This is a genomic window from Mesorhizobium sp. B2-1-8, from assembly GCF_006442545.2.
Taxonomy (GTDB): Bacteria; Pseudomonadota; Alphaproteobacteria; order Rhizobiales; family Rhizobiaceae; genus Mesorhizobium.
This window is the reverse complement of sequence record NZ_CP083952.1, coordinates 2,424,323-2,446,629: the sequence shown is the minus strand read 5'-3', so window position 1 is coordinate 2,446,629 and position 22,307 is coordinate 2,424,323. Positions and strand designations below refer to the sequence as shown.

The 22,307-nt window shown below is 63.3% G+C and carries 22 protein-coding genes; 7 read left to right on the top strand and 15 right to left on the bottom strand.

The features are described 5' to 3' along the window. Nucleotides 1–77 precede the first annotated feature (77 nt). The 6 genes from FJ970_RS11920 to FJ970_RS11895 all read right to left on the bottom strand — a co-directional run bounded on the left by FJ970_RS11920 (nt 78) and on the right by FJ970_RS11895 (nt 4,300). On the bottom strand, nt 78–863 hold the full coding sequence (locus FJ970_RS11920; protein ID WP_140761207.1) for an ATP-binding cassette domain-containing protein: 786 nt from the start codon (nt 861–863) through the stop codon (nt 78–80). Further along, complete coding sequence (locus FJ970_RS11915; protein WP_140761204.1) at nt 863–1,912, bottom strand: ABC transporter permease; 1,050 nt, start codon at nt 1,910–1,912, stop codon at nt 863–865. The genes FJ970_RS11920 and FJ970_RS11915 overlap by 1 nt, the downstream gene beginning before the upstream one ends. 10 nt (nt 1,913–1,922) lie before the next feature. Next, a complete protein-coding gene (locus tag FJ970_RS11910) occupies nt 1,923–3,014 on the bottom strand; it encodes a sugar ABC transporter substrate-binding protein (protein WP_140761201.1) in 1,092 nt (363 codons plus the stop codon). A 200-nt stretch (nt 3,015–3,214) separates the two neighbouring features. After that, nucleotides 3,215–3,583 (bottom strand): thiol-disulfide oxidoreductase DCC family protein, encoded by a 369-nt coding sequence (locus tag FJ970_RS11905; RefSeq protein ID WP_140761197.1) that lies wholly within the window; start codon nt 3,581–3,583, stop codon nt 3,215–3,217. 20 nt (nt 3,584–3,603) lie between these two features. Further along, nucleotides 3,604–3,873, bottom strand: a complete 270-nt coding sequence (locus tag FJ970_RS11900; protein WP_140761194.1) for a DUF333 domain-containing protein — start codon at nt 3,871–3,873, stop codon at nt 3,604–3,606. A gap of 133 nt (nt 3,874–4,006) precedes the next feature. Further along, on the bottom strand, nt 4,007–4,300 hold the full coding sequence (locus FJ970_RS11895) for a GYD domain-containing protein (RefSeq protein ID WP_140761191.1): 294 nt from the start codon (nt 4,298–4,300) through the stop codon (nt 4,007–4,009). A 278-nt stretch (nt 4,301–4,578) separates the two neighbouring features. On the opposite strand from FJ970_RS11895, the gene FJ970_RS11890 reads away from it, so the two are divergent. Continuing rightward, entirely contained in the window at nt 4,579–5,637 is a 1,059-nt protein-coding gene (locus FJ970_RS11890) for a TauD/TfdA family dioxygenase (RefSeq protein ID WP_140761188.1), read from the top strand. 62 nt (nt 5,638–5,699) lie between these two features. Here FJ970_RS11890 and rpoD read toward each other — a convergent pair whose 3' ends face one another. The 5 genes from rpoD to FJ970_RS11865 all read right to left on the bottom strand — a co-directional run bounded on the left by rpoD (nt 5,700) and on the right by FJ970_RS11865 (nt 11,324). Continuing rightward, on the bottom strand, nt 5,700–7,724 hold the full coding sequence (gene rpoD / locus FJ970_RS11885) for an RNA polymerase sigma factor RpoD (protein WP_027145766.1): 2,025 nt from the start codon (nt 7,722–7,724) through the stop codon (nt 5,700–5,702). 425 nt (nt 7,725–8,149) lie between these two features. Then, nucleotides 8,150–10,090, bottom strand: a complete 1,941-nt coding sequence (gene dnaG, locus FJ970_RS11880; protein WP_140761186.1) for a DNA primase — start codon at nt 10,088–10,090, stop codon at nt 8,150–8,152. Between the two features lie 108 nt (nt 10,091–10,198). After that, nucleotides 10,199–10,564, bottom strand: coding sequence for a helix-turn-helix transcriptional regulator (locus FJ970_RS11875; RefSeq protein WP_127278334.1), 366 nt, complete (start codon nt 10,562–10,564; stop codon nt 10,199–10,201). Between the two features lie 12 nt (nt 10,565–10,576). Continuing rightward, nucleotides 10,577–10,825: a type II toxin-antitoxin system RelE family toxin gene (locus FJ970_RS11870; RefSeq protein WP_140761183.1), complete on the bottom strand. Its 249-nt coding sequence runs from the start codon at nt 10,823–10,825 to the stop codon at nt 10,577–10,579. 136 nt (nt 10,826–10,961) lie between these two features. Further along, nucleotides 10,962–11,324, bottom strand: coding sequence for an RcnB family protein (locus FJ970_RS11865; protein ID WP_140761180.1), 363 nt, complete (start codon nt 11,322–11,324; stop codon nt 10,962–10,964). A 379-nt stretch (nt 11,325–11,703) separates the two neighbouring features. Here FJ970_RS11865 and FJ970_RS11860 point away from each other — a divergent pair, with 379 nt between their 5' ends. The 4 genes from FJ970_RS11860 to FJ970_RS11845 all read left to right on the top strand — a co-directional run bounded on the left by FJ970_RS11860 (nt 11,704) and on the right by FJ970_RS11845 (nt 16,051). Then, nucleotides 11,704–13,368, top strand: coding sequence for a Na/Pi cotransporter family protein (locus FJ970_RS11860; RefSeq protein ID WP_140761178.1), 1,665 nt, complete (start codon nt 11,704–11,706; stop codon nt 13,366–13,368). Between the two features lie 132 nt (nt 13,369–13,500). Beyond that, on the top strand, nt 13,501–13,710 hold the full coding sequence (locus tag FJ970_RS11855) for a DUF2061 domain-containing protein (RefSeq protein WP_140761175.1): 210 nt from the start codon (nt 13,501–13,503) through the stop codon (nt 13,708–13,710). Nucleotides 13,711–13,827: 117 nt separating this feature from the next. Continuing rightward, nucleotides 13,828–15,012, top strand: a complete 1,185-nt coding sequence (locus FJ970_RS11850; protein WP_140761173.1) for an MFS transporter — start codon at nt 13,828–13,830, stop codon at nt 15,010–15,012. 1 nt (nt 15,013) lies between these two features. Next, nucleotides 15,014–16,051: a P1 family peptidase gene (locus tag FJ970_RS11845; protein ID WP_140761170.1), complete on the top strand. Its 1,038-nt coding sequence runs from the start codon at nt 15,014–15,016 to the stop codon at nt 16,049–16,051. Between the two features lie 2 nt (nt 16,052–16,053). Here the strand turns inward: FJ970_RS11845 and FJ970_RS11840 are convergent, their stop codons facing one another. After that, nucleotides 16,054–16,611 carry a GNAT family N-acetyltransferase gene (locus tag FJ970_RS11840; RefSeq protein WP_140761168.1) on the bottom strand — a complete coding sequence of 186 codons (558 nt, stop codon included), beginning with the start codon at nt 16,609–16,611 and terminating at the stop codon, nt 16,054–16,056. 235 nt (nt 16,612–16,846) lie between these two features. Here FJ970_RS11840 and FJ970_RS11835 point away from each other — a divergent pair, with 235 nt between their 5' ends. Next, entirely contained in the window at nt 16,847–17,830 is a 984-nt protein-coding gene (locus FJ970_RS11835; RefSeq protein WP_140761166.1) for a hypothetical protein, read from the top strand. Nucleotides 17,831–17,900: 70 nt separating this feature from the next. Here the strand turns inward: FJ970_RS11835 and FJ970_RS11830 are convergent, their stop codons facing one another. Beyond that, nucleotides 17,901–18,710 carry a GNAT family N-acetyltransferase gene (locus tag FJ970_RS11830; RefSeq protein ID WP_140761163.1) on the bottom strand — a complete coding sequence of 270 codons (810 nt, stop codon included), beginning with the start codon at nt 18,708–18,710 and terminating at the stop codon, nt 17,901–17,903. A gap of 140 nt (nt 18,711–18,850) precedes the next feature. Here FJ970_RS11830 and FJ970_RS11825 point away from each other — a divergent pair, with 140 nt between their 5' ends. Next, a complete protein-coding gene (locus tag FJ970_RS11825) occupies nt 18,851–20,398 on the top strand; it encodes a tetratricopeptide repeat protein (RefSeq protein ID WP_140761160.1) in 1,548 nt (515 codons plus the stop codon). A gap of 180 nt (nt 20,399–20,578) precedes the next feature. Here the strand turns inward: FJ970_RS11825 and FJ970_RS11820 are convergent, their stop codons facing one another. Together FJ970_RS11820 and FJ970_RS11815 are read right to left on the bottom strand one after the other, a co-directional pair. Further along, nucleotides 20,579–21,721: a serine hydrolase domain-containing protein gene (locus FJ970_RS11820; RefSeq protein ID WP_181178705.1), complete on the bottom strand. Its 1,143-nt coding sequence runs from the start codon at nt 21,719–21,721 to the stop codon at nt 20,579–20,581. A gap of 57 nt (nt 21,722–21,778) precedes the next feature. Further along, nucleotides 21,779–22,228 (bottom strand): GatB/YqeY domain-containing protein, encoded by a 450-nt coding sequence (locus FJ970_RS11815; protein ID WP_140761154.1) that lies wholly within the window; start codon nt 22,226–22,228, stop codon nt 21,779–21,781. Nucleotides 22,229–22,307: the final 79 nt, after the last annotated feature.

Here is a 22,307-nt window from a genome sequence, read left to right as displayed (position 1 = left end):
ATCTTAATTAGGCTCGCCGGTCGATCGAGTCAAGATATATCTTACGATGTATCTGAGAGTGACGCCAGTGGAGGAAGCTATCGACCCCTCACGCCCTTGCGCGCGTTGCGGTATTCGCGGACCACGAGATCCGTCAGTTCCTGGACGGAGGTCTCGGAGGTGGGCTTGTCGAAGAGGATGATCCCACCCTCGATGAGGTTGATCCTGTCGCAGACGTCGAAGATCTGGGCGTAGTTGTGCGCTATGATCATGATGCCCACATCGCCCCCCTCCTTCAGCTGCTGGATCAGATCGAGGATCAGTGCCGATTCCTTTGCGCCCATCGCCGCTGTCGGCTCGTCGAGCAGCAGGATCCTGGCTTTCTGGTAGACCGAGCGGGCGACGGCGATCGCCTGGCGTTGGCCGCCCGACAGCCGGGACACCTCGGCATCCACCGAAGGGATGTTGACACCCATGCGCTCCAGTTGCGCCAGCGCCGCGCGGCGCATGGCCTTGTCGTCGAGGATTCCAAGCGGGCCGCCGAACACGGCCTCGCGCTGCAGGAACATGTTGCGGTAGACATTCAGCTCATTGATCAGGGCCAGGTCCTGGTACACCGCCTCTACGCCGAGGCTGCGTGCATGCGCGACCGAACTCAGCGTTACGGGCACGCCGTCGAGATAGAGCTGTCCACTCGTGGGCTTGAGGAAACCGGTAAGGATCTTCATCAGCGTGGACTTGCCGGCGCCGTTGTCGCCGAGCAATCCCAGCACCTCGCCGCGTTTCAGCCGCAGATTGACGTCGCGCAGCGCCGTGACCTGGCCGAAACGCTTTGCGATGTGCTCGGCCCGCATCAATTCGCCCGAAACCGCCTCTTGTTCCATTATCCGCCTCCCTGGTCGCGCAGCCGGCTGAGATGGATATTCACCGTCATTGTCGCCAGGATAGCCGCGCCCAGGATCATGTCGAAGGTGAAGGCGCTGACGCCCAGCAAGGTGAAGCCGTCCTTCAGAATGGCCAGCACGAGCGCGCCGAGGAAGGCGCCGACCGTGGTGCCGAGTCCACCGGTCAGCAATGTGCCGCCGATGACGGCCGAAGCGATCGCCGCGAACATGATCTCGCTGCCGCCGGCCAGCGGGTCGATCGAGCCTATACGGAACGCATCGAGCATCCCGGCAAAGCCGCCGAGCATGCTGCACAGGATGAAATTGCCGGTCTTGATGCGCCGGACCTTGATGCCGACCTCGGCGGCGCCAGTCGGGTTGCCGCCGGTGGCGACGGTGTGCAGGCCCCAGCGCGTCTTCATCAGCACGAATTGCAGGCCGATCGCGATCGCCAGCGCCCAGGCCAATTCCGCCCAGGGGTTGCCGCCGAAAATCCGGGTGAAGAGCTCGCCCGCCAGCGGCTGCACCGGAAAGCCGCCGGAAATGGTCAAGGTGAAACCGTTGATCAAGAACAGCATGCCGAGGGTTGTGACAAAGGAAGGCAGGCGCAACAGCGTGGTGAGGAAACCGTTGATCGCGCCCACCAATGCCGCCGCCGCGAGCCCCGCGACCACCGCGAGCCATGGTGGTGCGCCGCCAGCCATGGCGAAGTACATGACGAAGGGTGCCAGCGCATAGACCATGCCCACAGACAGGTCCAGTTCCCCGCACACCAGCACCATCACCTCGCCAGCGGCGATGATGGCGGTGGTGGCGGTGAACTGGACGAGGTTTTCGAGGTTGGCCGGCGACAGAAAGGCCGCGCTGGAATACTGAAAATAGATCACCAGCAGCAGACCGGCGATGACGATGCTGGCTTCGCGGTACCGAAAGACAGCCGTCGCGGCCAGGTTCCAGGCGCCGCGGGGCGGTGCGGCGTCGGCTCCCTTCACGGCGTCGTCGGGGAGCCGGCCTTCGCCGGCCGGAGAATGCCGGGCATCGTCGGCCATGGGCTCGCCCTCAACCGCCGATGGCGCCCGAGCGCTCGATCAGCATCTGCTTGCTCGCATTGCCCTCGTAGCGGCTTTGCGTCTTCAGATAGGGCTGGACGCTGTCCTTGGTGACGAATTTGAGGCCTGTGTTTATGTCGGCGGGGCCTGTAAGCCCGCCCGACATCTGGAACAGGAACATCTCCATCACCGCGTAGAAGCCCTGCAGATAGGGCTGCTGGTCGATGGTGAAGTCGAGATGGTCCTTGGCGATGGCGTCCAGCGTCGCGGGCAGGAGATCGAAGCCACCGGCCCTGACGCCATTGGCGTGCAGGCCGTATTTCTCCATGGTCTTACCGACCGCCATGGTGCTGCCGGCATCGACGGCGAATATACCCTTCACGTCCTTGTGGCCGACATAATAGGCATCGACGCGCGACACTTCCTCGTTGACCGTCGGTCCGGTGGCGATCTGGGTGAAAGTGATCTTCTTGCCTGAAGCCTTGATCGCGTCGGCGGCGCCATCGAGACGCGGCTGGATGTTGAGCTGGCCGGGCGTGGCGATGAAACCCACCACCTCGCCCTCGTCGACCAGGCTTACGATACGCTCTCCAAGCGCCTTGCCGGCAAGGTACAGATCCTGGCCGACATAGGCGAGCCGGGCATTGCCCTTGGCATCGGCGTTGTATGCGAAGACAGGAATCCCGGCCGCGAGCGCCTTGCTCACCGGCTCGTTGAAAGCGTGCTCGTCGACGAGGCAGACGGCAATGCCGTCGACCCCCGCGGCGATGGCCGTGTTCATGGCGTTGACCATCTCGGAGGCGATGGATTGCTGTGAGCCCGTCCACTGATAGGAGCAGCCGAGCAGCGCGCAGGCATCCGCGATCCCGTATTGGGTGGGCACGAAGAACGGGTTCGTGGTGACATGGTTGACGAAGACGAACTTCCACGGTTTGTGTTGGGGAAAGTCGCCCTGCGTGGCGTCTGCCGCCGCGGAGGCCGGCAAGGCGGCCAGCGCCGCCAGCGAGGCCGCGCCACCCGCGCCCAGCGCGATTTGCAGCAGGGTGCGTCGCGTGGCCGCGAAGCCCTGCCCACGATTGGTGTATTCATGATCAGCGATCATGGTCGATCTCCCTAAGTTCCGATTTTCTTTTTTTATGCATCCTTCTTGCCGGACGGCCGGCAAAGCCATGGACGGGGGCCACGAGGCCCTTGCATGCAGAACTAGGGTCCGGCGCAAGGTCCGCTAGATGGATACGCCGCGATGACTTTTTTTTGAACGCTGAGAGTTCCGGGCAAACGAATGTCCGGCCGGCGAGACCGCTACCAGCGGCCCTTGCGCCGATTCCAGCCGTAGAGCAGATCGGCGAAGCGATCATAGGCATGGCGGGTCAGCGGCAGCATGAGCCGATTGCCGAACAGGCTCGCCAGCCAGCCCTCGCCCGGCGTCAACAGCCAGACCGCGATCGCCACGTCGGCGCCGACCAGCACCCTACCCTCGGCATCGATGGCATGCAGCCGGCGGCGGATGTCCTCCAGCGAGACGCCATGCGACGACAGCGCATGCGGCTCCAGGTTGATGTCGCGAAATTCGACCCGTCCGGCCTTCACGGCCTCGACCAGCCGCCGCTTCTGTCTGCCGATACCGGCATCGCAGACCGGGCAGCGCGTGTTGTACCAGACGGTCAGCAAAGGCGTGGTTCCGCTACCAGTCACTTGCCGCGCATCGCCGCCTTCGGCCCGACGCACTTGTTGTCGCGAAACAGCGCCCACTCCTCGCACAGGCGACCGTTGGGCAGGCGGCAAAAGCCGTATTCGTTGCCGGCCTTGTCCTTCCTGACCACGAAGCGGCCGCCGACCGCACCGCAATGGAGCGATGCGGGATTTGCCATGCCGACCGGTTTTTGCGCGGCGGCGCCGGCGTCGATCGGCATCAAGGACAACAAAGCGAGGCTGGCAGCCAATATCGAGACTTTCTTCATGCGATCTCTCCTCGGCCGCATGTCTACCACGGCGAGGCGTCCTGTCCTGAGGCAACTGTCAGATTTGTCGGAACGCGCGCCGGGTCGAATGCCGTTGAGACGACACCTGACCCGGCTGTCCGCGAAAACATCATCATCCAAGTGAGGTGATGATCTCGCGATAGGCGAATTCGGGGAAGGCCTTCATCGTCCGCGTCCTGATGTTGCCGGCCGCCGCCAGCATCAGCGAGAAACGCGCCAGGACCGCGTCGTCGGGCGCCTCGACCACCGCCACCATGTCGTACTCGCCCATGGTCAGGTAGAACGCCTTGAACGATCCGCCCATTTCGCCCAGCTGCTTCCTGGCTGCATCGAGCCGCTTCGGTGAATCGCGCACGTTTCTGGCGCCCTGCTCCGTCCAGTTCATCAGCACGATGTAGCTTGTCATGGCACACCTCCCTCCGGGGCCACGGAGCACGGCACTCAGGCCGTATCGACACGGCCTCGACCGGGGCGGGCTTCCGGGGTTGTCGCCCGAAAAAATGCATCCGACGTCCGATTATCCTCCCGCTGCCCACGTCCCGCAAGCACTACCGCGCCGGCACCCATTGCAGAGTGAGCGCGGCCAGTTGAAGCCGGTTTAAAAACCCGCTTGATTGCGGCAATCTCCGTCGTGGCGTGAGCCCGGCAAAACGTCCGTGACCGACCCAGCCGCAGGAGAGCTTCATGCGCGAGACGATAGACCTGCCGCCGGAACAGATCGAAACTTCCGCCGCCTGGACCGGCGAGTACATGGCGAAGCATCCTGAAAAGTGGCTGGTCGAACTGGGCCCGCAGGATGTCGTGGAACTGGAAGTTGCCGCGACCGGCTTTCTTGCCAGCTCGCACGATCTCAGCGGCCTTACCAAGGCGGATTTCCCTTTGCCTCGTCTGGCCGGCCGTCTTGCGGCCCTTCGCGAAAAACTGATTGCAGGCATTGGATTCGAGGTGCTGCGCGGTCTCCCGGTCGAAAGCTATTCCGCCGAGATGGCGGCAACGATCTTCTGCGGAGTTGGCGCCCATCTGGGAAGCGCTCGGTCCCAGAATGCCCAGGGCCATATCCTCGGCCATGTCCGCGACATCGGCGCCGACGCCAGGGACGTCACGACGCGCATCTACCAGACGTCGGAACGCCAGACATTTCACACCGACTCCGCCGACGTCGTCGGTCTGCTCTGCCTGCGCGATGCCATGCAAGGCGGCGAGTCCCTGCTGGTCAGCACGGTGACGATCTACAACGAGATGCGCAAAAGACGGCCCGATCTGGTTCCCCTGCTGTTTGATCCGATTGCCACCGACCGGCGCGGCGAGATCCCGGAAGGCGAAAAGCCCTATTTCGAAATCCCCGTACTCAACTGGCATGCCGGACTGCTGACCGGCATCTATCAGCGCCAGTACATCGACAGCGCGCAACGCTTTCCCGATGCCATGCGGCTCACCGCCGCCCATGTCGAAGCGCTGGATCTCTTCGACAGCCTCGCCAATGACCCGAAGCTAAACCTGTCGATGCGGCTTCGACCGGGCGACATGCAGTTCGTCTACAATCATTCGCTGCTTCACGATCGCATGGGCTTTCGCGATTGGCCGGACCCCGACAAGCGGCGCCATATGCTGCGCCTGTGGCTGTCGGTCCCCGGCGACCGTCCGCTGCCCGAGAGTTTCAGGCAGCGTTATGGCTCGATCGAGATCGGCGACCGGGGCGGAATCATCGTCAAGGGCGCACGGCTGAACGTGCCGTTGCCCTGACGCCTGAAACAAAAAGGGCGCCAACCGGCGCCCTTAACTCTTCGTGATAGATAGAAATGAACTCAGCTATCCAGGAAGCTGCGCAGCTTCCTGCTCCGGCTCGGGTGCTTGAGCTTTCGCAGCGCCTTGGCTTCGATCTGGCGGATACGCTCGCGGGTGACCGAGAACTGCTGGCCGACTTCTTCCAGCGTGTGGTCGGTGTTCATGCCGATGCCGAAGCGCATGCGTAGCACACGCTCCTCGCGCGGAGTGAGTGAAGCCAACACGCGCGTGGTGGTCTCGCGCAGATTGGCCTGGATCGCCGCATCGATCGGCAGGATCGCCATCTTGTCCTCGATGAAATCACCGAGATGCGAGTCCTCCTCGTCGCCGACCGGCGTTTCGAGCGAGATCGGCTCCTTGGCGATCTTCAACACCTTGCGCACTTTTTCGAGCGGCATTGCGAGCTTTTCGGCCAGTTCCTCCGGCGTCGGCTCGCGGCCGATCTCGTGCAGCATCTGGCGCGAGGTGCGCACGATCTTGTTGATCGTCTCGATCATGTGCACCGGGATGCGGATGGTGCGCGCCTGGTCGGCGATCGAACGCGTGATCGCCTGCCGGATCCACCATGTCGCGTAGGTCGAGAACTTGTAACCACGGCGGTATTCGAATTTGTCGACCGCCTTCATCAGGCCGATATTGCCTTCCTGGATCAGGTCGAGGAACTGCAGGCCGCGATTGGTGTACTTCTTGGCGATCGAGATGACGAGCCGCAGATTGGCCTCGACCATTTCCTTCTTGGCGATCGCTGCTTCGCGCTCGCCCTTCTGCACCTGATTGACGATCTTGCGGAATTCCAGGATCGAGATCGCCGTTTCGGTGGCTAGGTGCTGAATCTCGGCGCGCAGGTCCTTGATCGCATCCTTCTCGTTCTTGGTGAATTCCTTCCAACCGCGCGAGGTCAGATTGGCGATCGAGCGCGTCCAGTTCGGATCGAGCTCGGAGCCCTGATATTCCTTCAGGAACTCCTCGCGGCGCACGCCATAGCTTTCGGCGAGGCGCAGAAGCTTGCCCTCGTTCTGCACCAGGCGCTTGTTGATGTCGTAGAGCTGCTCGACCAGCGCCTCGATGCGCGCCGTGTTGAGCGACAGCGACTTCACCGCCTTGATCAGCTGGTCCTTCAGCTCCTTCAGCCGGCGGTCCTGACTGGGCGATAGCGTGCCGGCGGCGGCCAGACGGTTCTCGACCTGCTGGTCCTGCAGCTTGCGCAGCTTCTTGTAGGTGTCGGCGATGACGTCGAGCGTCTCCATCACCTGCGGGCGGAGTTCCGCTTCCATCGCCGCCAGCGACAGGCTCGCCTCGTCCTCGTCTTCCTCGTCGTCATCCCCGATGCCGCGCGTGTCGGCGCCGACATTGGTGATGTCGTCTTCATCGTCGCGTCCGCGACGCGGCTTTTCCTCGGCCTTGGGCGCCTCCTCGACGCGCTCGACCACCGGCGCCTGCTTGGCCTCGGGCCCGGCATAGGTGGCTTCGAGATCGATGATCTCGCGCAGCAGGATCTTGGATTCGTTGAGCTCGTCGCGCCAGATGATGATGGCCTGGAAGGTCAGCGGGCTTTCGCACAGCCCCGCGATCATCGTTTCGCGACCGGCCTCGATGCGCTTGGCGATCGCGATTTCGCCCTCGCGCGACAGAAGCTCGACCGAGCCCATTTCGCGCAGATACATGCGCACGGGGTCGTCGGTGCGGTCGGTCGGCTCTTTCTTGGTGGTGGTGGCGGCGACCGCGGTGCCGGTCTGCTCGGCCAGCTCGTTGGCGTCCTCCTCGGCGTCGGCGGCTGTGTCGCCGGCCTCGGCCTCTTCGCCCTGTTCGTCGTCCTCGACGACGTTGATGCCCATGTCGGACAGCATCGCCATCGTGTCCTCGATCTGCTCGGAGGTCACTTCCTCGGAAGGCAGCACCGAATTCAGCTCGTCCATGGTGACATAGCCGCGCTTCTTGGCGGCCTTGATCATCTTCTTGACAGCATCATCGGAAAGGTCGAGCAAGGGCCCATCGGTGGCGCCTTCGCGTTCGGTCTCGACCTCTTCCTTTTCCTTTGTCGCCATAGTCTTTATCTTCTCCTAGCGGCCGGCCATCGGGCCGCGTCAGCTTTCGGACCAGTCAAATCGGATACGCCCGTTTTTCTAAACGCGCTTCACCCGGCCCATGAGCTGCATCCACTCTTTTTGTTTGGTGCATGCCGTTGCCCCAAAACCGGGTTCCACTCTTGGGCGGCATGCATTAAGTCCAGATTAACCCTGATATCTGTGGCAGGCGGGCTGCCTGTCCAGTGACCAGTACCTTACATCGCTTGTTTCCCGTCGACGCGGGTGCGGGTTAACGTTTCGAATCGTCCTGATTCCGCCATTCTGTCCGAAGGTCAAGCGGCTCTGGCATGATTCGCATGAAAAAAGCGAATCAATTACCCGACTTAGCGCGCCCCGCCCCAAAAGGAGGCACGGCAACGCCTTCATTCCGCACTCAGCTGCACTTAGGCTCGTCCAGCCCTGCCTGACGAAACGCCGAACCCTTCGATCAGCGCTTCCGTTGCTTGTACATCCTGAAATTGCGCCTGAATTTCGATCAGATGGCGGAAGTTTTCATCCGAAGGATCAGCTTCGAGCGCCGCTTCCGCCTGTTTCAGCTCCTTATGTAAGGTCCGCGCGCTGCGCTGCAAGTGCAACGCCTGGTTCAGAGCGTCGCGGGCATCCTCGAGCGCCGCCGTCTCCAGTGCCGGCCATTGCCGCGCCCGCCTGATCAGGCCGACGGCGCGCTCCCAGATCTCGGCGCAGCCGGCGCGCTCGACCGTCGCCACCACGGCGTTGCGGTCATTGGCCATATCATGCGCCATCGCGTCGAGGATGGCGGCATGCAGACGGGTCAGATCGGAATTGGCGAGATCGAGGAATTCGACATGGGCGAAGTTCTCGTCGATCAGCGCGGGATGGTTGATCAATGCGACGATGATCGTTGCCTCGCGCACCGACATTCCCTCGCCGCGCTTGACCAGCGCCGACTGGCCGAGGCTTTCGGTGATCGCCATGCGGCCGCCACCAGGCTTGGCGAATTGCCCGCCCGGCGCAGGCTTGCCCTGGCCGCGCTCGCCGGGCCGGCCGTTATCCTGACGACCTTGCCGCGCATTGCGCTGGGAGCCGAAGAAGCTCAGCACCCGCTCGCGCATTTCCTGCTGGTAGTGGTAGCGCGTGCTTTCGTCGCGGATGCGGCTGCTGAGTTCCCGCAGCGTCTGTCCCAATTCCGCCCGCCGCTCCGGCGTGTCGAAGACGCCGCCCGCTGTCTCGCGCATCCACAACAGGTCGACCAGCGGCCGCGCATCGGCCAGCACGGCGCGGAAGGCGTCTGGCCCCTCGGCCTTGACCAGATCGTCGGGATCCTTGCCTTCCGGCAGCAGCGCAAAGCGCGCCGAGCGCCCGGCCTGCACTGACGGCAGCGCCATGTCGGCTGCCCGCCATGCCGCCTTCAGCCCGGCCTTGTCGCCGTCGAAGCACAGCATCGGCTCCGGCGCCATGCGCCATAGCAGTTCGAGCTGGTTTTCGGTGAGCGCGGTGCCGAGCGGCGCCACGACATTCTCGAAGCCGGCCTGCGCCAGCGCGATCACATCCATGTAGCCTTCGACCGCGATGACCGTCCCGCCCTTGGCCAAGGCTTTTCGGGCGCGGGCGAAATTATAGAGCACATTGCCCTTGTGGAAGAGCTCGGTGTCTGGCGAGTTCATGTATTTGGCGAGCGCGTCGGGGGCCAGTGCGCGGCCGCCAAAGGCGATGATCTTGCCGCGCGAATCCGGGATCGGGAACATGATGCGGTCGCGGAACCAGTCGTAGGAGACGGGAATGTCGTCGCCATGGCGCACCAGCCCGCAGGCCTCGATATCGGCCTTCGGCACACCCTTGGCGGCCAGATGCTCCTTCAGCGCATTGCGGCTGTCGGGCGCGAAGCCGAGCCGGAACGACTGCTGCGTCGCCGGTGTCAGCCCACGGTCGCGCAGGTAGGCGCGGGCCTTGGCGCCTTCAGGCCCTTGCAGGCGCTCCTGGAAGAAGGCCGTCGCCATCTCCATGACGTCGGTCAGGCTGGCGCGTTCTTTCTCGCGCCGCTCTTCCTGCTCGTCGCGGATCGGCATCGGCACACCGGCCATGTCGGCGATCTTCTCGACCGCCTCGGGAAAACTCAGTCCTTCGAGTTCGGTCAGGAACTTGAAATGGTCACCCGAGACCGAGCAGCCGAAACAGTGATAGCGGCCCTTCTTGTCCTCGCAGTGGAAGGACGGGCTCTTCTCGCCATGGAACGGACAGCACGCCCAATAGTCGCCGCGCGACGGGTTGGTCTTCTTGCGATCCCACGCCACGCGCTGGCCGATAACAGAGGAAATCGACACGCGGTCGCGTATCTCGTCGAGGAAGGCGGGCGGAAAGCGCATCGGGGAACTCGTTTCGCCACCATATAATCATGCCCGCGATCTCAGACGACCCCTAATGCGGACGATGCCCGGTTTCCACAGGGCAACGCGCCCCTCCGGTGCCGCCGATCAGTCGCCGTCGTCGACCAAACTCTCGATGGGCAATTCGAGAGCGCGGGCAATCCGCAGCCAAAGCGTGACGTCCCCACCGCGCTTTCCGTTCTCGATATCCGAAAGATAGTTCTGGGTCACGCCCACGGAGGCAGCGAGAACGGCCTGGGTCTGCTTGCGGTATCTGCGCCAAAAAGCGAGTGGAGAGACCGCGCCGACAAGTGCTCGTGCTTCATCGGGCGTGAGGCCGGGAAGCTGCCCGGCACGAAACCCGCCAAGCGCCTGCGCATGCTCCAGTGATTCACGAAGGGCTTCCAGTTCGCTGCGAGGCAGGATGGCCAGCTCCTCGCCACCTGGCGTCGTGACATAGGCGATGTTGTTCATCCCGGCATTCCTTCAGTCATATACCGATCCACGCGGTCCGATCTTGGTCACGATGATCTCTTGATCCGTCTCTTCGAAGATCACGCGATAGTCGCCGACCCTCAGGCGCAGGGCCGAACATCCCTGCAAGGCCTTGACGCTGTTTGCAAGCGTACTCGCGTCCCTGGCATAGGTTTCGATCTTCGATAAAATCCTCTCGGCATCGACCCGATGCTTTCGCAACGCCTTTGCCGCCAAAGGCAGAAGTATGACCCGCTTCACCGTTTAAATATCGCATATCGTGATATTTCCGGCAAGGCAGATCGGCATGAGACTGGGCAGGACGAACCAAAAAAGGCGACCCTCGCGGGGCCGCCTCCCATCGAAAGGCCGGCGAGATACCGGCTATCGTCAATGATTACTGCGCGGCAAGCGCGCCGAAGATGACGCCGGAGAGGATGCCGACCAGCACATAGTCATTGCCGACGCGGATCCATTCCTGGCCATGGCCCGGACGATGCAGGCCATAGCGGCCATAGTCGCGGATCGGCTGGTGCTGCCTCCAGCCGGAATATTTCTGGCCATTGCGCCAGTGATTGCGCTTCACGACGACCTTCTTCTTCACCACGCGCTTCTCGACATGCCTGCCGGGCTTCTGCCAATCGACTTTCGTGTAGTTCGACTGCGGCGCCACCGGCTCGTTCATCGGCGCTGCCTGGCCGGTGAGCGAGGTGGCGGCCAGCATCGAGAAAGCAAGAGTGGAAAGGACAATGCGTTTCATCGGAAGTCTCCTTGGTTGTCGATGCCAGAGGAATAACGGCCAGGGGATGAACCGAAACTGAACGCCACCATTACAATTGTGTAATGAATTCCGCCGCTTATTCCAAAGATTTAAACATCGTCGCAAAGACCGGCGCCAACAGTGCCGCAGATCCCGCCGATCCACCGCTCCAGCCCGTGCAACCATTTGCGGGTCCGTCCATTTTCCGACACCGGCCGTCGCCTCGCGGCGGCCCTTGAAATCGACAAATTTTTATTATCCGGCTAAAATGTTCCGGGCTATATTCCAGGGCTGTCATGACCATGATTCTTACCCTCGCCTTCGCCACCGGCCGCCATGCTGCCCGCGGCGCGCGCCACGCCCGCATCCAGGCGCCGCGATGAGCGGCTCGGTCGTCCTTCTGCATCTGGCCGGCGCCGTAGCGCTGATGCTGTTTGCCACGCGCATGGTGAAGACCGGCGTCGAGCGCGCCTATGGCGACGTGCTGCGCCATCGTCTGCGCGCCACCATGCGCAACCCGATCATGGCGGTGCTGGCCGGCACCGGTCTTGCGATCGCGCTGCAAAGCTCGACCGCGGTCACCTTGCTGGTCGGCTCCTTCGCCGGTTCCGGCATCGTCTCGGGCGCCGCCGGCCAGTTGGCGGTGCGTGGCGCCGAGATCGGCTCGGCTCTGGTGGTCAAGCTGCTGACCTTCGATCTCACGCTGCTGGTGCCGCTCTGCCTGATATCAGGCACGGTGATGTTCATGGCCACCGAGCGGCGCGACTGGCGCCAGACCGGCCGCATCCTGGTCGGCATCGGCCTCTTGATCCTGTCACTGGAAATGATCGGGCAGGCGTCCGAGCCGCTGCGCAACAGCCAGCTGCTGCCGGTCATCCTCAATTATTTCTCCAGCGATTCCATCACCGCCTATCTGCTGGCGGCAATGATCACCTGGCTGTTCCAGTCGAGCATCGCGGCGGTGCTGTTGATGGCGACGCTGGCCGGCCGCGGCCTGATCAGCCCCGAACTCGGCCTCGTCCTCATCCTCGGGGTCAATCTCGGTTCGTCGCTGATCGCGCCGATGCTGACACGCTCGGCGAGTCCCGAAGTGCGTGTCGTGCCGGTCGGCAACCTCCTGATGCGCGGACTGGGCTCGCTGGTCATACTGATCCTGTTCATGATCTTCCGGCCGCATGTCGCCTTGCTCGGCGCGACGGCGGCCGATCAGATCGTCAACGCTCATATTCTGTTCAACGTGATCATCCTGCTTGCCGGCCTGCCGCTGGCCGGGTTGGTCTACCGAGCCTCCGAGAGAATCGTGGCGCTCGGCGCCAAGCCGGCGCCGACCGCGACGCTCGACGTCGTCGAACTGTCGGCGCTCAACGAAGGCGCGCTCGATGTGCCGAGCCAGGCTCTGGCCAACGCCACGCGCGAAGTGGTGCGGGTCTGCGAGACGGTCGAGATCATGCTCAAGCGCATCATCGAACTCTACGAGGACGCCGACTCGGACAAGATCAAGGCGCTGGCGGCCCTCGACGACCGTGTCGACCGCAGGCACGCGGCCATAAAGCTCTACCTCGCCAAGGTCACCAGGAACCCGATGACCCAAGACGAGGCGTTGCGATGCCAGGAACTGATCGGCGCCTGCGTCAAGCTCGAGCAGGTCGGCGACATCGTCGTGCGCAACATGCTGGTGCATGTGAAGAAGAAATTCGACCGCGGGCTGGAATTCACCGACGAAGGCTGGAGCGAACTGTGCGCCTTCCATGGCTCGGTGCTGGCCAATGCCCGGCTCGCCTTCAACGTGCTGGTCTCGCGCGATGCCGAGACCGCCCGCCAGCTGGTGCTGGAGAAGGACCAGTTGCGCGACCGCGAGAAGGAAACCAGCGCCAGCCATTTCCAGCGCCTGCGCGAAGGCACCGCCAAAAGCATCGAAACCAGCTCGATCCACCTCGACACCATCCGCGACCTGAAGCAGATCAACTCGCTGCTGGCGTCGATGGCCTACCCCGTGCTCGAAGAGCGCGGCCTGCTCACGGGATCGAGGCTGAAGGCGAGCTGAGGCGGCAAGGATTTGCCGCATCGGCATCAACTTGGGAACACGATTCCGGTATTCCGGCTTCAACGGCAAAATTAGTCTTTGCTCATCCTCACATCCGTCGGCTAAGCATCTAATGCCACCCGGAGGAAATCGATGGACACCCATTCGCGCAGTTTCGCCAAGGCGCTTTCCTGGCGTGTGACCGGCACAATCGATACGATGATCATCTCGCTGGTGGTGACCGGAAGCATCAAGCTGGCGGCAGCCATCGGCATGACCGAAGTCGTCACCAAGTCGCTGCTCTATTATTTTCATGAGCGGGCGTGGCTGAAGATTCCTTACGGACGTAAGTCCGCGACCTGACGGGACCGGTGACCAACGGACTTGGTCAAGAAAAGCTAAAACGACGTCGACAATTTCTGGATTGCCTGCCACGGCTATCCATGGTTTGAGCCCCTGTATTTCGAGGGTTTCTTTTTCATGTCGCTGCCGCTCGTCGCCTTGTTCATCGCCGCTTTCGCTTTCGGCACCACCGAATTCGTCATCGCCGGCGTGCTGCCGCAGGTGGCGCATGGGCTTGGCGTTTCGGTTCCCTCCGCCGGCTATCTCGTCTCCGGCTATGCCTGCGGCATCGCCATCGGCGGGCCGCTGCTGGCGCTCGCCACCAAGTCCTTGCCGCGCAAGACCTTGCTGCTCGGCCTCGCCGTCGCCTTCACCATCGGCCAGGCAGCCTGCGCGCTGGCGCCCGATTTCACCTCAATGCTGTTGCTGCGCATTGCCGTGGCTGTCGCGCATGGCGCCTATTTCGGCGTCGCCATGGTGGTCGCGGTCGGCCTGGTGCGCGAGGACCAGCGCGGCATGGCGGTCGCCGTCATCCTGTCGGGCCTCACCGTCTCCAACGTCATCGGCGTGCCGGCCGGCACTGCCATAGGCAACATCTGGGGCTGGCGCGCGACCTTCTGGGTGATGGGCGCACTGGGCGTGGCGGCAACTCTGGCCATGGCGGCCCTGTTGCCGCGCACCACCGGATATCAGGCCAAGGCGGCGAGCCTTGCCAGCGAAGTCCGCGTGCTGGCGCGCCAGCAGGTCTGGACCTCGCTGATCCTGATGCTGATGCTGATGCTCGGCCAGTTCTGCCTGTTCACCTACATCACCCCGACGCTGCTGGAGGTGACAGGGCTCGACGAAAATCTGGTGCCCTGGGTGCTGCTGCTCAACGGCGTCGGCGCCACGCTTGGCGTCTTTCTCGGCGGCAAACTGTCGGACTGGAAACTGATGCCGTCGCTGATCACCATGCTCGCCCTGCAGGCGGTGACGCTGGCCATCATCTATGCCGTCAGCCCCTACCCCGTGCCGATGGTTATTGCCGTCATCGTCTGGGGCGGCCTCAACTTCGCCATCGGCACCCCGATCCAGACCCGCATCCTGTCCTGGACGGCCGACGCTTCCGGCCTCGCCGCCTCGCTCATCCCGTCCGGCTTCAATATCGGCATCGCATTGGCCGCGTCGCTGGGCGCCGCCATGCTCAATGCAGGCTACGGCTATCGCAGCCTGCCGGTTGTTGGCGCCTTTGCGATGGCGGTTGCCGTCATCGTGGCTGTCATCTCCCAACTCTGGGAACGGCGCAGCGACATCAGCCCGCCGGTACCGGCGGCCGCCGAATAACATGGCAAGGACCGTCGCTGATTTCGGCCTGACCCGCGGCACCTTGCCGGCGGGCACGCACAACGCGATCACCGATGTGCCCGGCGTGCGCGTCGGTCACTGCACGCTGCGCGACGGCGACGTCAACACCGGCGTGACCGCGATCCTGCCGCATGGCGGAAACCTGTTCCGCAGCAAGGTGATGGCGGCATGCCATGTCATCAACGGCTTCGGCAAGACCGTCGGGCTGATGCAGGTCGAGGAACTCGGCACCATCGAGACGCCTATCCTCTTGACCAACACGCTTTCAGTCGGCACCTGCGCCACGGCGCTGATCTGTGACGCCATCCGCCAGAACCCCGAGATCGGCCGCACCACTGGAACCGTCAATCCGGTGGTCGGTGAGTGCAATGACGGTCCGCTGAACGACATCCAGGCCATGGCGATATCGGAGGAGCATGCCCTTGCCGCGTTGGCCGATGCCCGTGAAGGCGCGGTCGAACAGGGCAATGTCGGCGCCGGAACGGGAATGAGCTGCTTCGGCTTCAAGGGCGGCATCGGCTCCGCGTCCAGGAAGATCGCGCTTGGCGGCGGACATCATCTTGGCGTTCTCGTCCTGTCGAATTTCGGCCGGCCCGGAGACCTCCTCCTGCCCGATGGGCGCCGGCCCGACCCCAGGCGGCAGGCCGAGGCCGAACGCGGCTCGATCATGGTCGTGCTGGCGACGGATGTGCCGCTCGAAAACCGTCAGCTGGAGCGTGTGGCGCGCCGCGCGGGCGCCGGCGTCGCCAGGCTCGGTTCCTTCTGGGGCAATGGCAGCGGCGACATCGCCATCGCCTTCAGCACCGGCAACGCTATCGACCACGATGAAAACCGCGATCTGGTGCCGCTGCTCGCGCTCAACGAAGCACGCATCGACATTCTCTTCCAGGCGGCGGCGGAAGCGACGCAGGAAACGGTGCTGAACTCCATGCTGTCCGCCGAGGCTTTCACCGGCAGGTCCGGCACGCATCGCGCATCGCTCGCCGACTGGCTGCGCGACGAGGCCAAAAGGCGATAGGGCTACAGCTCAATCCGGAACCGCAGGCTTTCCACCCCGCCATAGGCGGCGTCCTCGAAGAAGCGCTCGATGAGTTTGCCGCCGTTGGCCAGGATCACCTTGTGCGAGGCCGGATTGCCCGGCTTGGCGGTAATCTCGACATAGGGCAAGCCCACCGCCCTCGCCTCGTCCAGCATCAGCCGCAAGGCCTGCGTGGCATAGCCGCGCCGCCGCTTCCATGGCACCACCGCGTAGCCGATATGGCCAAGCACGTGCGGCGGCAGTTCCGCCGTGCCCTTTTGCCAGCGGAAGCCGATCGAGCCCGACGCTTCGCCGTCCCAGATCCAGCGACGGAAGCCCGGCAGGCGTGGCACTTGTGTGTCGTCTGGCAAGGTGATGGGCGCGCCCTTGGCCTCGGGATCATCGAGGTCGGCGAGGAACGCCGTGGGATTTTCTTCTATGGCCGCGAGCTGTTCGCGCGTCGCCTCCAGGAGCCGCACATTGTCCGGCGACCAGCCGCGTTCGAGCGCCGCCTTGTAGGACGGCAGATGTTCAAGCGCCGGTTTGACGATCTCGATCATGATCCGCGCTCCTTGCCACCACGGCGGCATAACCGAGGCAAGCATCCGCCTCAAGGGCTCGCCGCCTGGAAGGTTGCGCGTCGGCCCGGGCTTGTCACGCATACTTGCCGGCGCGCTAAACAAGATGTGTTTCGCCTGATGGCGCGCGGCGTTTTATGATTATGCTATTTTATGATCGTCCTCTGGTGATTCACCGTTGGGGATCACGAACGGCTTCGACAGGAGAATGGGTCTGGTGCGGTTGAGATCTGTCCCCTTGGGTGTCGTTGCGCTCCTCGGCCTTCTCGTCGTCGTCATTGCCTTGATGGCATCGGCCCGGTCCTTTGCCGCGCCATCGGCCATTCCGGCCTGGCTGGAGGCCCATGTCGGCAATGGCGATGGCCAGATTTCACAAGTGGTGCTGGAGCGGGCGCGCGCGCTTTACCTGAAGAAGGTGGCGCAGGGCGCGGTCAGGAACCCCTGCTACTTCGCCATGGACGCCACCCGTCCCGGCGACCTGGGCAATGGCGTGCTCGGGCGCCGCTATTATGTCGTGTGCGAAGCCAGCCAGTCGTTCAGTGCGATTTCGTCGGGTCACGGCGGCGGCCGGAACCTGAAAGGCATCGTGGACTTTTCGAACGGCAGACGCTGCGCCAAGAACTTCGGCAATGCCATGGATTCGGAACTGACCGCCGGCGGCGCCTACATGACCAGCGAAGCGAAAACCTCGTTCAAGGGCTTTTATCGCACCGGTGCGAAACAGGACGTAGCTTTCCAGCGCACCTTCATCCAGTTCGACGGTGAAGGCGAAGCCGCCAACGCAAGGCAGCGCGTGATCGGCGGCCATGCGGCGCAAGTGCTGCGCACCATGTGCATGCGCAAAAGCCCCAGCAACTCCTATGCCGACCATGACGGTCTGGTGCCGTTCGGCAAGCTGGTGGACTATGCTGGCGGCCGCAGCAATGGCTGCACCAGCTGGTCCCCGGCCGATGCCAGGCAACTCATCTCGATGGTGAAGGACAATCCGACCACGCTCTACATCTATCCGGAATCGCGCGACATCGCCGCCGTTGCGGGCGGCCATGCCGCTTCAGGCACCTACTGGAACGCATCGTGCCTCAAGGAAATCGGGACGCCGAAATTCTGGCCGCGAAAAACCCTTGAGCCTGTCATCGCCCAGTACAAGAAGGATCATCCCGCACCACCCGCGCAGCCACTGCCGATCTGCAAGGAGCCGTGAGACCCACCCTGGCGGGCGCCGCGCTTGATCCCCATCTGGATGAACGCCGCGACTGATCCCTCGGCTGACCTCAGCGTGTGAACGTCGCCGTGCCGGCTGGCATGGCGACACCGCAGCGGAGATCGGCAGCGTGCCGCAGGCCGCAGCCCTCGGCCATGCGCCGCGACACCTGGTTCGAGGGTGCGACCATCTCGTAGACGTGCCGCGCGCCAAGTTCGCTGAAGGCGCAATCGACGAGCAGCGCGTTGACGAGACGGCCAAGCCCCTTGCCTCGCCATGGCTCGGCGACGGCAACCAGGCCCAGCCAGGCGTGGTCGCAAAAAGGGCTGTGCGTGTTGTGCGGGAAATAAGTGTGCCCGGTCGCGGCGATGCGGCCGCGGTCGTCACCAAGCACGATTGTCATCGCGCGCGGCGGCCGGGCCGCCAGCATCGTTCCGGGAAACGGTGCAAGGCCGTGCGCGGCAAGGAACTGCTGGACCGAGCGGGTGTCGGCGCTTTTCGCATTTGTCAGCGGCAATCGCATCGCGATGCCGCCAGGCATTCCCCGCGCGATGATGGCTTGCGCCTGCCTGCCGGCATCGTGCGGCTCGCCCGTGAGAATGTCCCAGGTGTCGATCCGGCATTCCATGGCCTCGAGCCTGGGAAAGCAGCGCGCCGCCTGCTGCGGCGAAATCATCCGCAACCCGAGCAGGCCGTCGCGGCCGAGCATCGTCTCCAGCGCGCTCCATGGCAGCCTGTCGGGATCATCGACCCCCATGAAGCGTCCGGCGTTGTAGATGCCAGGCGTCGCGGCGATCCAATGGCGCTTCTCGTGCGTGCGCCGTTGCAGCGCCTGCTGATGATCTGTTCCGAAGTAACCGGCCATGTCGGGCTTGCCCATGGGTGCCTATCCGGGTGGCACGATAGGTCGTGCCGAGCGCCCCGTCAGGAAACGAAGCTGAAATTTTCCTGAATTCGCTGGTCTTGCGCGGTGGGTGGAAATGAGCTTGCCTTCCATGTCTTCACGGCAGGGGCGCAGGCTTGGCAACCGACCAGCTATCGATCGATCTGGACAGGAACGAGCTTGTCGACAGCGCCGGTCGGCAAGTTGTCCTGCGCCGCCGCTCGCTCGGCCTGTTGATTCACCTCGCCAGGAATGTCGGTCGTGTCGTCTCCAAGCAGGAATTGGCCGAGGCGAACTGGCCCGGCCTCACCGTGACCGACGATTCGCTGGCGCGCTGTGTGTCCGACATCCGTTCCGCCCTCGGGCCGGAACTGCGTCGAACGCTGCGGACCGTTTCCGGTCGCGGCTATATGCTGGGCGGATGGATCGGCGATGCTGGCGGCAGGTGCCTGCTTGCACCCGCCGCCGACCATGGGCGGCCAACCGCCGCGGATCAACGGCCATCCATCGCGGTGCTGCCCTTCGAGAACCTCGGCGACGACGAAGACGCCTACTTCGCGGACGGCATCGCAGAAGACATCATCGCGGCCCTCAGCCGCTTGCGCTGGCTGTTTGTGATCGCCAGAAGTTCGTCCTTCGCCTACCGCGGCAAGGAACTCGACGCGCGCCGGATCGCCAAGGAGCTCGGTGTACGCTACATCCTCGAAGGATCGGTCCGGAAGCAGGACGGGCACGTCCGGCTGGTCGGCCTCCTCGTCGAGAGCGAGACCGGGCGGCAGCTCTGGGCAGGCCGTTATGACGGAGACCTGACCGACATTTTCGAGCTTCAGGATCGCGTCGCGGTGAGCGTACTGGGGGCTGTCGAGCCCAACCTGCGCCTCGCCGAGATCGAGCGGGCACGCAGCAAACCGCCAGGAAGCCTCGACGCTTACGACCTCTATCTGCGGGCTCTGCCTTTCCTCTATGCCTACACGGAAGCCTCCTTTCGCGAGGCCGAGGGGTTGTTGCGTGCGGCGCTCAGGCAGGACGAAGCCTATTCGGACGCGCTCGCGGCGCTGGCCGACTGCGTCGGCCGCATGGCACTCAATGGATGGGCGTGGGATCGCAACGGGGCTTTTGCCGAATCCTGCGCCCTGGCGAGACGCGCCGTCGCCGCCGATCCGGAAAATCCGCTCTCGCTTGCAACGGCGGCATGGTCGTATGCCATGTTCTCGAACGGCTTCGACGATGCGCTCGAACTGGCCGACCGCGCGCTCGAACTGCATCCAAGCTCGCACGCCATCCGCTCCTATTGCGGCTGGGTGTTCGTCTATGCAGGGGAAAGCGACAGGGCCATCGAGCAGTTCAAGGCTGCGCGCAAAATGAGCCCGATGGACCCGCGCGACTATTTCCCGCTGCTCGGCATGGCTGCCGCGCATTTCTTCGCGGGACGATTCGAGGACACGGTGCGCCTGAGCGAGCGCATCATCTCCCTGGTGCCGAGCCATACGATCGCCCGGCGATATCTAAGCGCGGCGCTTGCGCATGGCGGCAGGCTGGAAGAAGCAAATGCCGCGGCATCGGCGCTTCTCCAGATCCAGCCCAGCTACAATCTCGGCAGCGCTGGCATGAGCCGACTGCGGCATCGCTGGATGCTGGACCTGTATGTCGACGGCCTGAGAGCGGCCGGAATTCCGGCCGCGTGATGTTCAGCAGTTACGCAATGGTATCTGAACCGCACTTCTGGCCGTCGCTTCAAAAGCAGGAAGCGCCGGCATTGCGCCGCGCGTTGGAACTCAAACGCCGGCCCGGTCAGTGAAACGGACACCTGATATCAGGGGAGTTCCCGGAGCCGGTCAGTCGGCATCCGGGAATGCTCCAGGAAACTATTGGCCTGAAGCGACAATGGCGATCTCTCGTAGCGCTTCGATCGTCTCAAGCTCGCGATATGACGTTTCGTCGTTGGTAAGGCCATATCGGCGGTTGGCTGAAAGCTTTACCATGACGATGTCGCGCGCCGGATTTACATAGATGAACTGATTGTAGACGCCGACAGCCGCAAACTCTCCCTCGGTTCCATCCATAATCCACCACTGGTAGCCGTACCCCCACAGAGAATCGGAGCGGCTCGTATCGCCCGGCATCAAGTGCGGTGCGTCAGGAGTGATCGAAGCCTTCACCCACCCATTGGGAACGATCTGGTGCCCCTGCCAGCATCCCCCCAACCGAAACAATTCGCCAATCTTGAGATAGTCCAGCGCTGTGGCGTTGAGGCCGGCATAAGCCATTTCCATTCCCGTATCGTCGAGCAGCCAGAATGCTTCCGATTCCATGCCAAGAGGGTGCCAGAGAACGTCTTGGATGTAGGCATGGATCGGACGGGCAGTGACGCGCTTGAGCAGCATTCCGAGCACCTGGGTATCGGTGCTATTGTAGAAATTGAAGGTGCCCGGCTCTGTCGCTCTCTTCAAAGTCGGTGGAAAGCCATTGAATGAGCCGCCTTTGGCCGTGATCGCGGCGAAGCGGTTGATGTCCGAATCAGGGTCGCTGTAGTCCTCATTCCAACCGGCTCCAGAGGACATTTGAAGCACATCTTTGATACGCACGCCGTCATACGCCGACCCGCTCAATTCCGGCAGGTAAGAGGAAATGCTGTCATCGAGAGTAGCGACCAATCCAGTGCCGACGGCAATCCCGAGGGAGGCGGAAATGACGCTCTTGGCCACTGACATGGACTTCCATCGCCTATCCCGACCACCCCAAGGCGCATAGCGCTCAAACACGAGCACACCACCTTTCAGTACGAGCAGCGCCATGGTTTCGGTTTCTTCGAGGAAACTATCGATCGACCTGGATTTCCCTTCATACCGGTAGTTCGCCGGCAAGGCTATTTCCGCCGCCCTCGGGAAAACAAAGGGTTCCGGAGATGCCGACATCCGCCCGACTGGAAAGATCGTATCCATGGTCTGGAAATTCTGGCGCTGATCGGCACCAGTGAATAGGCTTCTAATGTAGGCTTCGCGGCTCATTGCTGCGCCCATAGGGTACCCTTCAAATGTGGTTCACAAGCCGCGACGGTAAAAGCCCTATTGCAGCAACCCCTTGACGATGCCGCTCGCCTTGCCAAAATCCATCTGCCCCGCATATTTCTGCTTCAGCGCGGCGATCACCTTGCCCATGTCCTTCTGGCTGGCCGCACCGGTCGCGGCAATCGCCTCGCGCGCCGCCGCCGTGACCGCCGCATCGTCGAGCTGCGTCGGCAGGAAGCCGCGGATGATCTCCATCTCGCCACGTTCCTGCGCCGCCAGCTCCGGCCGCTTGCCGTCCTCGAATGCCTTGGCCGATTCCTCGCGCTGCTTCACCATCTTAGCCAGGATCTGCAGGATTTCCTCGTCGCTGGCGGGTTCCTTGCTGGCACCGCGATTGGCAATGTCGCGGTCGTGGATGGCGGCCTGGATCAGCCGCAATGTCGGCAGCCGGTGCTTGTCCTGCGCCTTCATCGCGGTCTTCAGGGATTCGGCGATTTTCGCGCGCATTGCTCTCTCTCCTTCGGTCGGCGCGGACAATAGCGCCGGGGACAGGCCAACGCAAACCCTCATATGCCAGGGCAAGCCT

What these genes read in the sequence shown, in the direction of transcription:
- FJ970_RS11920 (WP_140761207.1), bottom strand. Translation starts at nt 863, where the DNA reads ATGGAACAAGAGGCGGTTTCGGGCGAATTGATGCGGGCCGAGCACATC.
- FJ970_RS11915 (WP_140761204.1), bottom strand. Translation starts at nt 1,912, where the DNA reads ATGGCCGACGATGCCCGGCATTCTCCGGCCGGCGAAGGCCGGCTCCCC.
- FJ970_RS11910 (WP_140761201.1), bottom strand. Translation starts at nt 3,014, where the DNA reads ATGATCGCTGATCATGAATACACCAATCGTGGGCAGGGCTTCGCGGCC.
- FJ970_RS11900 (WP_140761194.1), bottom strand. Translation starts at nt 3,873, where the DNA reads ATGAAGAAAGTCTCGATATTGGCTGCCAGCCTCGCTTTGTTGTCCTTG.
- FJ970_RS11895 (WP_140761191.1), bottom strand. Translation starts at nt 4,300, where the DNA reads ATGACAAGCTACATCGTGCTGATGAACTGGACGGAGCAGGGCGCCAGA.
- FJ970_RS11890 (WP_140761188.1), top strand. Translation starts at nt 4,579, where the DNA reads ATGCGCGAGACGATAGACCTGCCGCCGGAACAGATCGAAACTTCCGCC.
- rpoD (WP_027145766.1), bottom strand. Translation starts at nt 7,724, where the DNA reads ATGGCGACAAAGGAAAAGGAAGAGGTCGAGACCGAACGCGAAGGCGCC.
- dnaG (WP_140761186.1), bottom strand. Translation starts at nt 10,090, where the DNA reads ATGCGCTTTCCGCCCGCCTTCCTCGACGAGATACGCGACCGCGTGTCG.
- FJ970_RS11875 (WP_127278334.1), bottom strand. Translation starts at nt 10,564, where the DNA reads ATGAACAACATCGCCTATGTCACGACGCCAGGTGGCGAGGAGCTGGCC.
- FJ970_RS11865 (WP_140761180.1), bottom strand. Translation starts at nt 11,324, where the DNA reads ATGAAACGCATTGTCCTTTCCACTCTTGCTTTCTCGATGCTGGCCGCC.
- FJ970_RS11860 (WP_140761178.1), top strand. Translation starts at nt 11,704, where the DNA reads ATGAGCGGCTCGGTCGTCCTTCTGCATCTGGCCGGCGCCGTAGCGCTG.
- FJ970_RS11855 (WP_140761175.1), top strand. Translation starts at nt 13,501, where the DNA reads ATGGACACCCATTCGCGCAGTTTCGCCAAGGCGCTTTCCTGGCGTGTG.
- FJ970_RS11850 (WP_140761173.1), top strand. Translation starts at nt 13,828, where the DNA reads ATGTCGCTGCCGCTCGTCGCCTTGTTCATCGCCGCTTTCGCTTTCGGC.
- FJ970_RS11845 (WP_140761170.1), top strand. Translation starts at nt 15,014, where the DNA reads ATGGCAAGGACCGTCGCTGATTTCGGCCTGACCCGCGGCACCTTGCCG.
- FJ970_RS11840 (WP_140761168.1), bottom strand. Translation starts at nt 16,611, where the DNA reads ATGATCGAGATCGTCAAACCGGCGCTTGAACATCTGCCGTCCTACAAG.
- FJ970_RS11830 (WP_140761163.1), bottom strand. Translation starts at nt 18,710, where the DNA reads ATGGGCAAGCCCGACATGGCCGGTTACTTCGGAACAGATCATCAGCAG.
- FJ970_RS11820 (WP_181178705.1), bottom strand. Translation starts at nt 21,721, where the DNA reads ATGAGCCGCGAAGCCTACATTAGAAGCCTATTCACTGGTGCCGATCAG.
- FJ970_RS11815 (WP_140761154.1), bottom strand. Translation starts at nt 22,228, where the DNA reads ATGCGCGCGAAAATCGCCGAATCCCTGAAGACCGCGATGAAGGCGCAG.